The sequence below is a fragment of the Sulfitobacter pacificus genome (genome assembly GCF_030159975.1).
Taxonomy (GTDB): Bacteria; Pseudomonadota; Alphaproteobacteria; order Rhodobacterales; family Rhodobacteraceae; genus Sulfitobacter; species Sulfitobacter pacificus.
Genome location: NZ_BSNL01000007.1, coordinates 67,436 through 82,311 on the forward strand (window position 1 = coordinate 67,436; position 14,876 = coordinate 82,311).

General features: G+C 54.9%; 13 protein-coding genes and 2 pseudogenes. 5 read left to right on the top strand and 10 right to left on the bottom strand.

Going from position 1 to position 14,876, the window contains the following annotated elements:
- Positions 1-50 precede the first annotated feature (50 nt).
- Positions 51-317 (bottom strand): WGR domain-containing protein, encoded by a 267-nt coding sequence (locus tag QQL78_RS19890; RefSeq protein ID WP_284376421.1) that lies wholly within the window; start codon positions 315-317, stop codon positions 51-53.
- A gap of 334 nt (positions 318-651) precedes the next feature.
- Entirely contained in the window at positions 652-990 is a 339-nt protein-coding gene (locus QQL78_RS19895) for a DUF736 family protein (protein ID WP_284376423.1), read from the bottom strand.
- A gap of 611 nt (positions 991-1,601) precedes the next feature.
- Between QQL78_RS19895 and QQL78_RS19900 the strand changes: the two genes are divergently transcribed.
- The 4 genes from QQL78_RS19900 to QQL78_RS19915 all read left to right on the top strand — a co-directional run bounded on the left by QQL78_RS19900 (position 1,602) and on the right by QQL78_RS19915 (position 6,147).
- Positions 1,602-3,008: a hypothetical protein gene (locus QQL78_RS19900; protein WP_284376425.1), complete on the top strand. Its 1,407-nt coding sequence runs from the start codon at positions 1,602-1,604 to the stop codon at positions 3,006-3,008.
- Between the two features lie 231 nt (positions 3,009-3,239).
- Positions 3,240-4,151, top strand: a complete 912-nt coding sequence (locus tag QQL78_RS19905; RefSeq protein WP_284376427.1) for an ABC-three component system protein — start codon at positions 3,240-3,242, stop codon at positions 4,149-4,151.
- Positions 4,148-4,393, top strand: a complete 246-nt coding sequence (locus tag QQL78_RS19910; RefSeq protein ID WP_284376428.1) for an ABC-three component system middle component 6 — start codon at positions 4,148-4,150, stop codon at positions 4,391-4,393. The genes QQL78_RS19905 and QQL78_RS19910 overlap by 4 nt, the downstream gene beginning before the upstream one ends.
- Positions 4,390-6,147 (top strand): ABC-three component system protein, encoded by a 1,758-nt coding sequence (locus tag QQL78_RS19915; protein ID WP_284376429.1) that lies wholly within the window; start codon positions 4,390-4,392, stop codon positions 6,145-6,147. The genes QQL78_RS19910 and QQL78_RS19915 overlap by 4 nt, the downstream gene beginning before the upstream one ends.
- A 193-nt stretch (positions 6,148-6,340) precedes the next feature.
- Here the strand turns inward: QQL78_RS19915 and QQL78_RS19920 are convergent.
- Both QQL78_RS19920 and QQL78_RS19925 read right to left on the bottom strand, forming a co-directional pair.
- Positions 6,341-6,943, bottom strand: a pseudogene (locus tag QQL78_RS19920) (plasmid pRiA4b ORF-3 family protein).
- Positions 6,940-7,359: pseudogene (locus tag QQL78_RS19925) on the bottom strand (IS66 family transposase); the annotation flags it as partial. The pseudogenes QQL78_RS19920 and QQL78_RS19925, both read right to left, overlap by 4 nt.
- On the opposite strand from QQL78_RS19925, the gene QQL78_RS19930 reads away from it, so the two are divergent.
- Positions 7,304-8,008: an IS6 family transposase gene (locus QQL78_RS19930; protein WP_284376469.1), complete on the top strand. Its 705-nt coding sequence runs from the start codon at positions 7,304-7,306 to the stop codon at positions 8,006-8,008. The pseudogene QQL78_RS19925 and the gene QQL78_RS19930 sit on opposite strands and share 56 nt — an antisense overlap.
- Before the next feature lie 67 nt (positions 8,009-8,075).
- Here QQL78_RS19930 and QQL78_RS19935 read toward each other — a convergent pair whose 3' ends face one another.
- The 6 genes from QQL78_RS19935 to QQL78_RS19960 all read right to left on the bottom strand — a co-directional run bounded on the left by QQL78_RS19935 (position 8,076) and on the right by QQL78_RS19960 (position 14,855).
- A complete protein-coding gene (locus QQL78_RS19935; RefSeq protein WP_284376430.1) occupies positions 8,076-8,669 on the bottom strand; it encodes an energy-coupling factor transporter transmembrane component T family protein in 594 nt (197 codons plus the stop codon).
- The gene (locus QQL78_RS19940) at positions 8,663-9,337 is read right to left on the bottom strand and encodes an energy-coupling factor ABC transporter ATP-binding protein (protein WP_284376431.1); all 675 of its coding nucleotides are present in this window, start codon (positions 9,335-9,337) and stop codon (positions 8,663-8,665) included. Before QQL78_RS19940 ends, QQL78_RS19935 begins: the two co-directional genes overlap by 7 nt.
- Positions 9,338-9,348: 11 nt before the next feature.
- On the bottom strand, positions 9,349-9,909 hold the full coding sequence (locus QQL78_RS19945; protein WP_284376433.1) for a biotin transporter BioY: 561 nt from the start codon (positions 9,907-9,909) through the stop codon (positions 9,349-9,351).
- A gap of 231 nt (positions 9,910-10,140) precedes the next feature.
- Entirely contained in the window at positions 10,141-11,577 is a 1,437-nt protein-coding gene (locus QQL78_RS19950; RefSeq protein ID WP_284376434.1) for an NAD-dependent succinate-semialdehyde dehydrogenase, read from the bottom strand.
- Positions 11,578-11,617: 40 nt separating this feature from the next.
- Positions 11,618-13,234, bottom strand: a complete 1,617-nt coding sequence (locus QQL78_RS19955; protein ID WP_284376436.1) for an AMP-binding protein — start codon at positions 13,232-13,234, stop codon at positions 11,618-11,620.
- Between the two features lie 40 nt (positions 13,235-13,274).
- Positions 13,275-14,855: an acyl-CoA carboxylase subunit beta gene (locus tag QQL78_RS19960; RefSeq protein ID WP_284376437.1), complete on the bottom strand. Its 1,581-nt coding sequence runs from the start codon at positions 14,853-14,855 to the stop codon at positions 13,275-13,277.
- Positions 14,856-14,876 lie beyond the last annotated feature (21 nt).

Genomic DNA, 14,876 nt, shown 5'->3' on the forward strand with positions numbered 1-14,876 from the left:
CCCTATCGGTCCGGGCAACAGGTCGGCGCTTCCAGAACAGCTGTCAGCGCTCACCTCAAGAGGGCGGAAAACATTTCCAACTGGACAGGGATCGTCGCATAGCCTCGCCGAGTCTTGGTCGCCTTGAGCTGCCGCAAAGCAACAATCGCATCCTGTTCTGACGCGAGATATGCCACCATCTTCTGTCCGCCTTTCGCGCCGATCCGCCCCCACTCGCGGGTCAGACACCATTCTCCAAACAGCGTTTGAGAAACGCTCAACTCATAAAAACGGCGCTGCCGTTTTGCTGGAATGATCTTTTCGAGGCGATACCGCATGGCTGGGTTCCTTGCCCGCTTGTCATCAGCTTAGCCCATAAGGCTCGAGAATGAATCCCTCTTAAGTTGGGTTTGCAAGGGCGCGTCCGGAAGCTTCGCAGGGCGGTGATGACCAAAGGAACTGAGAGGCAAAACCAGCGGCGTAACTTAGGGTGGGCACCTTGTGTCGCGCCAGTTCGATCAACGCGCAGAAGGCTTTCACCAAGAAGGTCCAAGTCCCAGAACTGTTAATTCCGGCATCGTCCGAACTGATGCCGTTGTGAGACCTTCGCTTTGTTTGGGCCCACACGAGACAAGAGAAAAGCCAGACCGCCGAAGCGGTCTGGCCTGTTTGTTACGCGGCGTCTTTGGGACCCCAGGGGATGATGGCCTGCAGGGACGTGTCATCCTGGCTCGCGGCCTTGCCAAGATTGGCGTTGAAGGCGTGATCGCGGACCGTCAGGGTGAAGTAATCAGAGCCGGTGTCTTTGTTCTGCTTCTTCCAGATGCCACCGCATTCGACCAGTTTGCCGCGAGGGGAGCGGCCAAGGACGCGGTGCGTCGGGGCCATCGGGTTGGAGCTGGCGACAGGTTCAACCGTGATGTCGAGGTCGAAAGTCAGGGTTGAGATTGAGCCGATACCTTTTGCGGTTTCGATATCGTCGCTGGTGAATTTGATGCAGTTCGTGGTCATTGCTTTTCTCCTTGTTTGCGTTGCAATGATGGTCACTTTGCAGCTGGCCAAGGCCCGGACACACCGCAGGCGTAGCGCAGCGGAGAGGGGCAGGCACCGCTCTTTTTGTCCCGCGAGGAATGGACCACCCTTTTCTTTGGTGGGACAGGGGAAAAAGATCGGGGACAACCTTTGTGGCCGGGCTGACAGCTGCGACCAGCATTATCGAGCAACTCAACACAAAAGGAGAAAAGCTAGTGGCCACGTCGCAGATTGTGAACAACAAAGCGAATACTGCCGCTTAGGGGCCGGCCCATCTCGCACGTTCTCACCTCCAAAGATCGAGAACCCTGCTATCAAACGATCCTATGGTTCTGTCGCATCTAACTCGTAGTCGATTTGCTCAGAATATAACGATCACAGGTAGGGCACGCCGAGAAGTAGAACGGGTGCAACCGATCCGGCGGCGTTCCAATCGATCCGCAAACATCGCCAGAAACAACAATCTGCTTCACTCCGCGCCGGTAACGCTGCAGAATTGAAAAGCCCAGCACAAGGACGTCAATGCCTCGAAAATTACCACCGATGCGCGTGGCGGTAGTCGAAGTCCCGTCAAGATAGGAACAGAGCACTTGAATTCGACCGCGCCTATAAAGTTCCCACCTATTGAAGGGCTGTCGTTTGACGATGCACGCACAATTTTGCGGACGGCAAATCGTGGTAACGGCATTGGCATCGAAGAAGTAATTCGAATTATGGACTGCGACGCACACCGTGCCGACAAAGTTTTGCGTGCCATGGCAACGGCAGATTACCTGAACCCGAGCATCGAACCCGGACAAGTCTTCTGGTGGGAGCGGACACTGCTGGGCAACAGGCTCGCACTTGAGAAAAAGCGAAAACGGTTTGGTCGCGCCAAGGTGGACATGACAATCGCGGAACTAGTTGAACGCGCAAAGCTGATCAATTCTGACCCGACACGACTACAGCGGATCACCCTCCGCCTCTTTGGTAGCGCCCTTGAAGATCGGGTCGATTACGGTGACGTAGATGTCGCGATCAAATATCACCAACGCCAGCTGCCCGAGAAAATTCACAACCAAATTGTCGCCGATCTTGAAGGGCGGCAAAGCGATCACGAAAGACAAACTATCCTCGGCCGACTGAGTGGGACGGAGATACAGGACACACGAGAAATCCGTGCGCTGCTGACCAAAGGCTTGCCCCACGTCGCACTTATGTCAGATGATCCAATGACCTTGGGGACGCCATTTCGATGGTTGGTAAACCATGATTTGGTGGCAGACACGCCCGCCGAAGTTTCGGCTGACATCATTCGCCCGAATGTTCCGTCCCAACTGGAACAGGAAATCTCGACCCCATTTCCCGCCGAAACGCTCGTCAAAGCGCGGCAAAGAGAACTGACACCGACATCCAAGGTTTCAACTAAGGGATTGAGCATTGGGGTAGAGGATGCGGCAAAGCTTGAAGAAACGCTGTGGACCCCAAAAACGTCGCGAAAGGGTATACTTGAACCCAACGATCTGAGAGACGACGCCCATGTCAAATTTGCCGAGTTCCAGCATTTATGTAGCGTCTGGAAAGAGCCAATCGGCGGCGTCGAGATGCTACAGCAGGCCCTTGAATGGTGCGAAGAACACAAGGTCTGGGTCCGTGATTTGTTCCCGCGTGTCTCAATTCTGCGTAGTGACAGAGCCCATGTTATTCGGCTGGGACTTGTTGGGGAGCTAATATACTTTAAAATAGGGGCCAATGCCATCCAAGGCAGTCTACTTCCCATCAACCGAACCCGTGTGTCGCAGATTGATCTGGCGGGCGCTTACGCTGTCGCAAGGGCACTTGCCAAAATGTATCGCGAAGCAAACTGCTCGAAAATGCAGCCCTTCTCGGCCGAATTATTTATCCCTTGGGTAACGCGAGATTGCCTACCCGATTTCCCAAAGATGGTGAAAGCGGGCGAATTCCAGAAGGATGCGTTTAAGGGACTCGTAGACGTTCGGCTCTTCGAGCCACGATAAATTGCACCACAGTCCCGCCGGTGACGATACACGCCGCCAAGTTGGCGGGTATGTCCTGCAGCACACTGCGCTGTAAAATTACAACGTCAAGTTGCCGAAACCGATGATTTACCTTGTCACAAAGGCCAATTTCAGAGACAAAATGTGGTAGCATTTCAGTAGCTGGCCACCATTGCTGGCCGAATTTGTAAAAAAGGGTCTTAAGAACGCCCTGATCGTTTGAGGATAAGCATGGATCTCGTCTCAGAAGCGTTTTTGGCGCTGCATTTCAGGACGGCTTTCTTGGAAAAGAAAGGGACCGAGTTTCAGGACTGGTTCGCCAAACTCGCCAGCGATGCGCATGGTGCAGACTTTGAAATCGTGCGGCCCTATGGCAATCAAGGCGACTGGAAGTGCGACGGTCGCATGGTCAGTACCGGAACTGTGTTTCAGTGTTATGGCCCCGAAACGCCAACAGACGCAAAAACCATCGAAAAGATGGACAAGGATTTTACAGGCGCGTTGGTCAAATGGCCAGAATTCTTGAAGGCTTGGGTCTTTGTTCACAACCATACAGGTGGGCAGCCGCCCGCGGTTATCAACCATTTGGATGAAATGCGCGCCGCACATCCAGACATTCATTTTGAAATCTGGGCCGAATCTGAGCTTAGAGCACTTCATGGCATGATGAGCGACGACGCAAAGCTTGCGATGTACGGTGCAGTACCGACAGCAGCCATTGTCAGTGGTTTGATCTTGCAAGATCTTCAACCCGTCATTGATGTGCTTGAAAAGCGGGAACTGGATCCAAACGATCCGCTGTCCCCGCCCCCATCAGTTTTAAAACTTGAAAAAAATGAATTATCGGTCGAGGCGGCAGGTCTCTTGCAGCTTGGTCGCCCAAAAACACGACTTGTAGAGTTGTATTTCCGCAAAACAGGCCCCGTTGAACTTGGCGAAAAGATCGCAGAAGCTTTCCGTGAAAAATACTGCCAGCTAAAGGCCATCGGCCTACAGCCAGACCAAATTTTCAGCTACCTTCAGGAATTCGCAGGCGTTAAAGGAGAACCAAAGCGGCAAGCCGCTGCTATGGCCGTGATGACCTACTTCTTTGACCGTTGCGATATTTTTGAGGACCCAGAACCGGAGGCCTTGAGCGGATGATCTTGCCGACCAAGCATGTTCGAGCAGAGCGCGCCTTGATTGGTGTAGGAGCAGAGCTGCTTGAGCTGTTACATGAGCCAATGACTGTCTCTCGTCTATGGAATGAAATCCGAGATCGGCGTTCCGTCGCGTCTCCCGATGCCCCCATTGACTATAACTGGTTCATTTTGGCCCTTGATCTGCTCTACATGATGGGTGCCATACATTCCAAACAGGGCACAGTGATGAAAGCAGACCAATGATCCGGCACATAGGCAGCGACCTTGAAAGCTTTAAGACCTTGGACTTCGGTCCTGGGCTTAACGTTTTACTGGCTGACAAAAGTGATGGTGCAACGGACCGCCAGTCCCGCAATGGCGCTGGTAAGACAAGCTTTATCGACATTGTGCATTTCTTGACTGGTGGGAAAGCAGGTCCAGACAGCATCTTTCGTTCTGATGAGCTGATCAATTCTACATTTGACATGCAAATGGACGTCGGCGGTGAAGAAATCACGGTTGAGCGTTCAGGCGCGGCCCCCAGTAAGGTCTACTTGAACGGTCCTGTTGAAGATTGGCCGATCCCGCCCAAATTTGATGAAGAAAGAGGAGTATTTACCCTCTCAAATGTGAACTGGACACATTCACTTGGTGCCAAATGGTTCGGTTTGGACGCACCACCAGACACCGACATCAAATTTCAGCCAACATTCAGATCCTTGTTTTCCTATTTCGCCCGCAGGCAATCCAGCGGAGCGTTCCAATCCCCGACCCAGCAAGCCAGCATGCAGGCCGTGTGGGACCAACAAGTTGCGATCTCTTATCTCTTGGGCATGGATTGGACCATCTCTCAGGGTTTCCAAGGTCTGAGAGAAAAGGAAAAGGTTGTAAAGAGCCTGGGTAAGGCCGCGCGATCCGGCGAGCTTGGACCTCACTTTGGTCGCGCAGCTGATTTGCGCACAAAGCTGGCTGTTGTTTCGCGTCGCGTTGAGCAGGTCCGCGAGCAGTTGAACAGTTTCGAAGTCATCCCAGAATATAGCGCACTCGAAACCGAAGCCAGCGAGATCACCCGAGCGATAAATGCTCTTGGAGAGGAAAACTTCGTCGACCGTAGATTGATCAGTGAGCTCGATGCCGCGCTCAAAGAAGAGGAAGCGCCCGACAGCGCTGACCTCGCCAAGCTTTACGCAGAAGCCGGTGTTATTTTGCCCGAATTGGTGAAGCGCCGCTTGGACGAAGTCGAAAGCTTCCACCAAACCATCATAGAAAACCGGCGTTCCCATCTTGGAGCTGAGCACGTCTCCGCTGAAAAACGTATCGAAGACCGTGAAGCCAAAAAACAAATTTTGGATGCCCGTCGTCGCCAGTTGATGGAAGTTTTGCAAAGCGGTGGAGCGCTTGAACAATATACGGCCATGCGTGAAGAGCTTGGACGTGCTGAATCAGAAGTCGAAACAGTTCGCCAACGCTTAGAGACCGCTGAGATGCTCGAAAGCACAAAGGCTGACCTAGATACGGATCGCAACCGACTTTCCCAAGCGCTGCGCGACGATATTCACGAACGTAACGATTTGCTCAATGAGGCCATTGTCTCGTTTGAAGACTTGTCGCAATCCCTCTACGAGCAGGCTGGGAGTCTCACCATAGATGCGGGGTCCGCTGGTCCTACCTTTGAAGTAAAAATAGACGGTCAGCGCAGTAAAGGCATCACCAATATGCAGATTTTCTGCTTTGATTTGATGATGATGGAACTTTCTACAAACCGTGGCCGCTCACCAGGGTTCTTAATCCATGACAGCCACCTTTTTGACGGCGTTGATGAGAGACAAGTGGCCAAAGCGCTTCAAGTGGGTGCTGAACGCGCTGCGAGTTGCGGCTTCCAGTACATTGTGACAATGAACTCTGATGCCATCCCAAGCGAAGGATTTAAGGGTGGATTTGACATCAATGCGCATGTCTTGCCGACCCGACTTACCGATGCCACCGAGGATGGTGGCTTGTTTGGCTTGCGCTTCTAACTGCTCTGAATTGCCCGCCGAGCACACCAAATCGCATTCGCGACTTGGCCTCCCAATTACCGTTGACACCGCGCTTGCAAGCAACTTCGCGGATGTGCGGGACGAGCCCTTCTCAGTCGACGCGGCAATACGTTATCTCGAAACACTACCAGTAGGTAAGCATCCGCCGGAGGCCGTGGCTGTGCCGTATTGATCAGAGGCGTTTGGGTGCGGCCCTTGGTTTGCGCGGCTTTGGTGCCCACTTTTTGGCGAGGCGCTCGAAGTTATCGAGGATACGGCCGATCTCTGCCTCTTCAGGGTCGAACTTTCCCCCATACCATTCCAACATCCGGTCGTGCTCATCGTGCTTGGGTTCGGCCATGGCTTCGAGGAAGTCGACGTAGCCGGGAAAGCCACCCACATCTTCAGGGGGACAAGCACCGATGGCCCTGACGAGGCGCGGGTAGTCGGCACCCGGGATGGCGTCATCGATCTTCTCGACCTTGATCACATGGTGCCAGTTGTCTCCAAAGTCATAGATGTAATGGATGGTCTTGGTGCCGACATCCTCGAGCACATCAAGCAGACTGGATTTGCTGGCAGGCAGCGGGCCATCGTAATAGCCGTCGGGATCGGGCACGCCCCAGCCAACACCGCCGGCCCGGAACTCATAAAGGTGGCTGTCGGTCCAGCCCATGGCGGCCTAGATCACATCGTGCAGACGGTTGAGTTTGATCTTCAGTGGCACATCGAAGCGCCGCAACACCTGAGGTTCGACGTCAGATAATGTGACCTTGAGGCGCGCGACCAGCGTCATGCGGCAATCCTTTTCAATTCAGTGGCGGTCTTCCAGTGCCAAGGCAGCAACTCATGCACACGCGATATCGGCATATCCGGCAGACGGGCGAGCACATCGGCCAGCCATGCCTGCGGATCGATGTCGTTCATCTTTGCCGTGACGATGAGGGTATACATGAAGGCTGCCCTGTCGCCACCGCGCTCGGACCCAGCAAAAAGCCACGACTTTCTGCCCAATGCGATGCCGCGTAGAGCGCGTTCGGCGGCATTGTTGGTCAGACAGAGGCGCCCGTCATCAAGGAATGCAGTAAAGGCTTCCCAGCGACCTGTCCCGTCGAGCATGTAATTGATCGCCTTGGCGACAGGGTTGTGCTTTGACATCCGGGCCCGCTCGGCCCGCATCCAGTCGTGCAGATCATTGACCAGCGGCCTGGCCTATGCCGTATGGGCCTATCATCGCTTCGCGCTCAGCACGGCGGACGTCGAGGATCTGCTGGCTGAACGCGATGTAACCGTCAGCCGGGAAACCGTGCGCAAATGGGTGAATCGATTTGGCCGGCATTTCGCCGATTGCATCAAGCGTGACCGCCCCACCGCTGCAGACAAATGGCACCTAGACGAAGTCGTCGTTCCGATCAACGGCGTGAAGCAGTGGCTGTGGCGAGCGGTGGATGCGAACGGGGACGTGCTGGATATCCTTGTGCAGCCGCGCCGAAATGCCAAAGCCGCCAAGCGTTTCCTTGCTCGGTTGATTGCCCGGTTTGGCAAGCCTCGTGTCGTCGTGACTGACAAATTGCGCAGTTACATCAAACCGATCCGGGCTCTTGCGCCTGAAGCTGATCATCGGGCACACAAAGGGCTCAACAATCGCATCGAGGGTTCGCATCGGCCGACCCGCAAACGGGAGAAGGTCATGGGCCGGTTCAAATCGATCCGACAGACGCAAAGGTTCCTCGTGGCCCACGATCAAATCAACACGATGTTCAGACCCCGCCGCTACCGCCTCTCAACCGTCTCATACCGCCACGCAAGGTCCGATGCCTTCAACCTGTGGCACGGGTATGCGCTTGAAATGACCGCCTGAGAAAATCACCCCTAGGGACCGTTAAAGGTCGGTGCCGTTAAGTTGGCAATGCCAGCCGTTCTTATGCTCAGTCGAAGGATCGCGCGTGGATCGCTTCGGCCACCTCGTCTGCGGTCTTGAGCGTGCGGATCACCAGCGGCACGAGAAGAGCAAGCGGCCTTCGATCTAATCCTCTCGCACGTTGTGCTTGGCGAACCTCCTCCAGAACGGATCGAATGAGAGGAATGAACCGCAGGCATAAAGATATCGCCAGTGCTATTTTATCTTTGGGCACCCATGATGGTGTACGATTGAGCGCGACACGAATTCCATCAACGAATTCACTGGTTGTCGTTGTGTAGGTGACAAGGGAGGCAGCGAAAATCAGTGCCGCGAACCGCCCCACCACGAACAGTGCGAACAAGACATCCATCAGAAATACCTGAGCCACGAAGATTATGCTAAGCAGCCATAGGGCAGGGCGCAGAGCCTGATATACATGACGAGGTTGCAGCCCCGCTGTGATGTAGCCAATTGCAACGAGCGTGCCCGCAAGAGCGAGGAACAGCGGACTTTCGACAAGAAATACGACCGTGCAATAGACAACCAGCCCCAACACCTTACGAGCGGGCCTTGCCCGATGCATTGGGCTGGTTCCGAAGACGTAGAGATCTGTCAGCATTTCGACCGCTTGAGATAGCTGGGGATCACCGTGGCAGGGACGCCATCATCAACTAATTTACCATTGTCGATGTGCAGGACACGGTCGAAGCCCGAGAGCAGATCGTGGTCGTGCGAAACCATGATCACATTCTGCCTCAAACTGTTCAGGATTCGCATGAAACGGTTTTTGTTCCAGTGATCAAGAAGGGTGGTTGGTTCATCCATAACGATCCATTTTGGTTGCATGACCAAAACGCCGGCCAAGGCAATCAGCTGTTTTTCGCCACCGCTCAGTTTGTGTGTCATCTGGTCACGAAGGTGGTGCAGGCTTAGCTGGTCTAGGATCGCCACTATGCGCTTTTCACGTTCCGCAGGAGGCAGCTTCAGGTTTTTCAGACCAAATTCAATATCCTCGCCGACAATGGGATAGACGATCTGATTATCCGGGTTTTGGAATACAAACCCTACATTCCTTCGAAGGGTTCGCGATCCGGCAACGCCGTCTATATGAATCTCTCCTCGGCTCGGTGTTTCAATACCGTTAAAGAGGCGGGCGAAGGTGCTTTTGCCGGATCCATTGCGGCCAATGATCGCAACCCTTCGTTCGCTCAGCGCAATGCTGATGCCGGACAAGATTGCTGCCTCGCCCTTTACAACACTGACATCGTGAAACGTGAGCGACGACATCGCACTCCGCCTCAATGAGGTACGGCGGCTTTGGGCTGAATGATCGGATAGGACCGTTTTACGATCATTACGACCGCTGCCGCAATCAGAGCCTTCACCACATCGCCAGGAATGAATGGCAACGAGCCGATGAGGGCAGTGGAGACGGGAATCTTGACCACAACCGCGCTCCATGGAACGCCAATGGCGTAGAGAACCACAACGCCGCCAATGAGACAGCCAGCGCTGGCTTTGAGATAGTTCAGCCCAATCCAGTAACGTTCCATCATGTAGCCGATTACGATTGCCGCAACGATCCAACCGATTAGATAGCCGCCGGTCGGGCCGAGAAACACCCCGAAGCCGCCGCGGCCGCCGGCGAGAAGCGGAAGGCCGATAGCGACTAAGATAAGGAAAAGGATAACTGCGAGGCCCCCGCGAAGGGCGCCCAATACACCGCCAGCCAACATGACACCCAACGATTGGGCTGTGATCGGCACGCCAATGAGCGGGAGGGTGACGGGCGGAAATGCAGCAAGAGCTGCCATAATGGCAGAGAATAATGCGACAAAGACGATGTCTCGTGTGGTCATTAGATTTCCTCAGCTGGCCAAAACAGGTGGGTGTGTGAAAGCCTGCTCAATTGGGTTTCGGGTACAGTCGGGTGCTCCCGCATTGCGAGAATATGACAGCGATATGATCTCTTGCGGATTACCAAATAGGAACAGCCGGTCTATCCTTCTTGGCGCCGTAGCGAAGAAGCTGTGGGCGGGCGGGATCTGTCAGATCACGTTCAGGGCTTTGGTCATCTGCGTGCATCATGGTCAATTCATCTGGCTGACGAAACGGGTATCAAGATAGGCCTGAACCGCTTCTGACCCGCCTTCGGTGCCGTAGCCAGAATCTTTGATGCCGCCGAACGGCACTTCGGGTATCGCAAGACCATTGTGGTTGATGGTCAGCATTCCAGCTTCGACGTTCTTGCTGAGTGCATGGGCAGTCTGCACTGAACTGGTAAAGGCGTAGGATGCGAGGCCTAGCGGTAGGCGGTTTGCTTCAGCAATTGCATCGTCGAAATGTGAGAACCGATTGACTATAGCGACTGGGCCGAAGGGTTCGTCGTTCATGATTTCGGCCGAGGTCGGAACATCGGCCAGAACTGTCGGTTCGAAGAAGTGGCCTTTGTTGCCTATGCGCTTACCTCCGGTTTTGAGTTCCGCGCCGGCTACGATGGCTTCTTGGATCATCTCTTCCATGGTTGTGATACGGCGAGCATTGGCGAGCGGTCCCATGGTTATGCCCTCTTCCAGTCCATTGCCGACCTTGATCGTTCGGGCTGCCTTGACAAAGCCGTCAATGAACTTGTCGGCAATTTCGTCTTGCAAGAGAAAGCGTGTTGGCGCGACGCAAACTTGGCCCGCATTGCGGAACTTCGCTAGTGACGTGACCTCGATCGCTTTCTCGAGATCGGCGTCGTTGCAGATAATGACTGGCGCGTGGCCGCCCAGCTCCATCGTGGCGCGCTTCATGTGCTTGCCACAGAGGGCTGCCAGATGCTTGCCGACGGGGGTGGAGCCGGTGAAGGAGATCTTGCGGATAATCCGATGCGGGATCAGGTACTCGGAAATTTCGGCCGGAATGCCATAAACCAGATTAATGACGCCTGCCGGAATGCCCGCATCGGCGAATGCGCGGATGAGTTCGGCGGGCGAAGCTGGGGTTTCTTCCGGCGCCTTGACGATGATCGAACAGCCTGCCGACAGGGCGGCCGAAAGCTTGCGGACAATCTGGTTTATCGGGAAATTCCATGGCGTGAATGCAGCGACTGGGCCGACCGGCATCTTAATCGCCATTTGCTGAATGCTGCTAGAGCGGGCCGGAATGATCTGGCCGTAGGTGCGGCGGGACTCTTCTGCGAACCAATCGATCGTGTCGGCAGCGCCGACGACTTCCATCTTCGACTGGGCAAGCGGCTTGCCCTGTTCGCGGGTCATCAGGACCGCAATCTTATCTGCACGCTCACGCAGTAGATCAGCGGCCTTGCGCATAAGTTTTGACCGATCGAAGGGGGAAATGCTGCGCCAGACTTGGAAGCCCTTTTCTGCAGCTTCAAGCGCGAGATCAAGGTCGGCACTGCGGGCGTGCGCAACTTGGCCGATCACTTCTTCGGTCGCCGGATCGGATACTGGAATTGTTTCCTTGGCTATCGCGTCACGCCATTCACCGTTAACGAAAAGTTTTGTGTCTTGATAGTTTTGCATCAATAGCTCCGAGCTCCAGAATTGAAGAAGGGTCGACTGACTAACCAATCTTTTCCCTCTTAATAAAAATTCCCGCACTTTCACGATCCCAGGTATCTTCTGTTACGCCTTCGTCTCGTAATGTGTGTTTGGTAATTTTTTCTGTGGGGGTGCGGGGCAATGCCGGAACGATGCGGACGTAGCGGGGCACCATGAAATGAGCCATTCGCGACCGTAGAAACTCGATCAGTTCTACGGGGTCTAGGTTCAAGCCCTCAACACATGCGACGACGCAAAGGATGTCTTCCTCTGACACCTCGCTTGGCACACCGACGACGGCGACTTCGTTGACGGCAGGATGCGCTGCGATTTCGGCTTCCACCTCAAACGAGGATACATTTTCACCTCGGCGTCGGATTGCGTCTTTCTTACGGTCAAAGAATACCCAGTCTCCGTCTTGATTCACAAAGAACGAGTCGCCGGTATGGAACCAGCCGTTTCGCCACGCTTTTGCCGTTCCAGCGGGATCACGAAAATAGCCACTATTGAGCGACCAGGGGGATTCCGCTTGCACGATAAGTTCGCCGACTTCGCCAGGTTCGACCTCGCAATCGTGTTCATCGACAAGCCGAACCTTGGCCCCATCGCGGGGCTTCCCGCAAATGCCGACTCGCGGGGGATTGGGGCCGGATACGAGTTGGGTCGAAATCTCGGACATGTTGTAGAGCGTCCAGACAGTGACGCCGAACCGCTTGGAGAATGCTTCTGCATCCTCTGCTAGCGGCACGATGATGACTGTTCGGAGCGAATGATCACGATCAGTGAGAGACACGGGGCGCTTTGCAATGAATGTTGCCATTGCCCCAAGCAGCAGAATGGATGTCGCTTGCGTTCCGCGGATCTGATCCCAAAAATTGTTGGTGCTAAAGGCGCCTATAATGGCGACCGAACCGCCGCGGGACAGCATACCCATCACAGGAATGGTGCCACCTACATGAAACAATGGTAGATTGCACAGAAAGCGATCATCTTTCTTGATCATCTTAAACCCGTCCGTGCCGGACATGGCCCAAAGATGAGCATAGCTGGACATAACGCCTTTAGACGGCCCCGTCGTTCCGGAGGTGTAGATGATGGACTGGGTATCCCATGGTTCGATCGGACGCTCAAGCGGCGGAACGGCTTCCGGATCGCCATCGAGGACAGACTCTGGTAATACTTCCAGCGAACCAACAGACCGTTTGGCGCCGCCAACAATGACAACTGACTTAAGGGTTGAAAGGTCTATGCCTTCGAGCCGGTCAACAAGATCCGCATGTGCAACGATGACAGTTGAAGCGGCATTTTCGATGACATGCTCCAAAATGCGACCGCGATAGGCAAGATTGATCGGAACGTAAATTGCGCCTAGCCAGTTGATACCAAACCAAGTTTCCAAACAACGCTGACCGTTTGGAAGCCAGACAATTACCGTATCGCCCTGCTCGACGCCCAGTGATGCAAGGCCGGCGGCTGTCTTGATCGCAGCATCACGCATTTCGCGATAGGTCAGAACTGCTCCCTTCCAAAAAACCGCAAAAGGTGCTTCAGGACGATCCTCTGCCCAACGATCAAGCAGATAGCGAACGACGCATTCCTCACGTGCAGGAACCCTAGGGTCTTTTCGAACAATAGACATGGTTAAGTATCCTCCCTCAATCGTCTTGCGAACGTGCCGCTTACGGGGCCACTCCGTATTTTGCTACCGGTGCGGGCTGTTGGGTTCTTCTGGATCGCGCCAGTGACAGTGCGTGGAGTATGCGCCCGCGGGTTTCTTCCGGAACGATGACGTCGTGAACGGTAAAACGCGCTGCAGCGTTGTATGGACCCGTGCCGCCGGCGTACCGTGCCTCGATATCAAGTTGCGCCTGAATCGGATCCGGCGCCGCTTCGATCTCACGCTTAAAGGCTGCAGCCACCCCGCCTGACACGGGAAGAGAAGCGAAGTCAGCAGTCGGCCAGGCAGCGACATAGCTTTGTTCGCCGCCCCAACCCGCCATCGCACAGGCCGCAAAGCCGAAAGCCTTGCGAATGACGATCGTGACTTTTGGGACTTCGGACCAGGCAAGAGAATTGACAAGCGACAATCCGGCACGAAGTGTCCCTGCTTTTTCCGCCTGGGGGCCGGTCATCACGCCCGGGACATCTTCCAGAAAGACGAGCGGAACGTGGTAGGCCGAGCAAAGCTCGACAAAATGCTGAGCCTTCTTGGCCGCCGCCGTGGTAATGGCCCCGGCATGAACCATCGGTTGGTTGGCAATCACGCCAACCGGATGACCATCCATGCGCGCAAAGCCGGTGATCATCATTCTCGCGTATTCAGGCTTGATTTCAAGGAAACTGCCATCATCAACGATGCCCCGGATCAACAGTTTCATGTCATACGCGCGCCTCTTCTGCACCGGCACGATCTCATTGATGTCGATCTTCTCAGGCTCGGCGGGAACGCCACGTTCGGGCCACGACCATGCGTTCCCTGGAAGGTAGGACAGAAAACTGCGCGCAAGATCCAAGGCTTTCTCGTCTGTCTCGGCCTCGTTGTCTGCAACGCCTGAAAGACGGGTGTGGATCGAACTTCCGCCCAGTTCTTCCTTTGTCACTTCGATGCCAGTCGCCGCTTTGACGACCGGAGGACCACCTGCCGCCATCATCGAGGTGTCCTTGCGCATCACAACGAATTCGCTGCCTGCGGCAACCAGGGCGCTGTCTCCGGCGCAAGGGCCCAGAACCAAACCGATTTGCGGGGCCGTGCCGGACAGGCGTGCCTGCTCAAGAAAATGGGTCACATCAGGCAGACCGTCATTCATCAGTTCCTGCCCGCGCGCGCCTGCGCCATCGAGCAGCCAAATAAGCGGAACGCGTTCGCGACGCGCCATTTGGATCGCGTGCAATTTTTTGCGGGCGTTGATCACGCCATGTGACCCGCCTTTGACGGTAAAATCCTCGCCAACGACGCATACGTGACGGCCGTCAATCAGACCAAACCCCATGACGACACCGTCCGACGGGGTGATCGTGTCTACGACCGGAATCTCGGAAGTATAATGCGATGCAAATCGGCCATATTCCCGGAATGAGCCGTCATCAAGCAGGTAATCGATCCGCTCGCGCACGGTCAGTTTTCCAAGCGCATGCTGCCGGGCAATGCGCTCCTCACCGCCGCTTGATACAGCTTTCGCCGTCCAGGCAGAATGCTCGGCGATCAAATCCTGCATGGACTGGGTTTTCGCAGGCGCAATTGGAGAAGTGCTCTTGTTCATGGGATGATTTTCCATTGAGAA

Coding starts and splice junctions, on each gene's coding strand:
- QQL78_RS19890 (WP_284376421.1), bottom strand. CDS start 317: ATGCGGTATCGCCTCGAAAAGATCATTCCAGCAAAACGGCAGCGCCGT.
- QQL78_RS19895 (WP_284376423.1), bottom strand. CDS start 990: ATGACCACGAACTGCATCAAATTCACCAGCGACGATATCGAAACCGCA.
- QQL78_RS19905 (WP_284376427.1), top strand. CDS start 3,240: ATGGATCTCGTCTCAGAAGCGTTTTTGGCGCTGCATTTCAGGACGGCT.
- QQL78_RS19910 (WP_284376428.1), top strand. CDS start 4,148: ATGATCTTGCCGACCAAGCATGTTCGAGCAGAGCGCGCCTTGATTGGT.
- QQL78_RS19915 (WP_284376429.1), top strand. CDS start 4,390: ATGATCCGGCACATAGGCAGCGACCTTGAAAGCTTTAAGACCTTGGAC.
- QQL78_RS19935 (WP_284376430.1), bottom strand. CDS start 8,669: ATGCTGACAGATCTCTACGTCTTCGGAACCAGCCCAATGCATCGGGCA.
- QQL78_RS19940 (WP_284376431.1), bottom strand. CDS start 9,337: ATGTCGTCGCTCACGTTTCACGATGTCAGTGTTGTAAAGGGCGAGGCA.
- QQL78_RS19945 (WP_284376433.1), bottom strand. CDS start 9,909: ATGACCACACGAGACATCGTCTTTGTCGCATTATTCTCTGCCATTATG.
- QQL78_RS19950 (WP_284376434.1), bottom strand. CDS start 11,577: ATGCAAAACTATCAAGACACAAAACTTTTCGTTAACGGTGAATGGCGT.
- QQL78_RS19955 (WP_284376436.1), bottom strand. CDS start 13,234: ATGTCTATTGTTCGAAAAGACCCTAGGGTTCCTGCACGTGAGGAATGC.
- QQL78_RS19960 (WP_284376437.1), bottom strand. CDS start 14,855: ATGAACAAGAGCACTTCTCCAATTGCGCCTGCGAAAACCCAGTCCATG.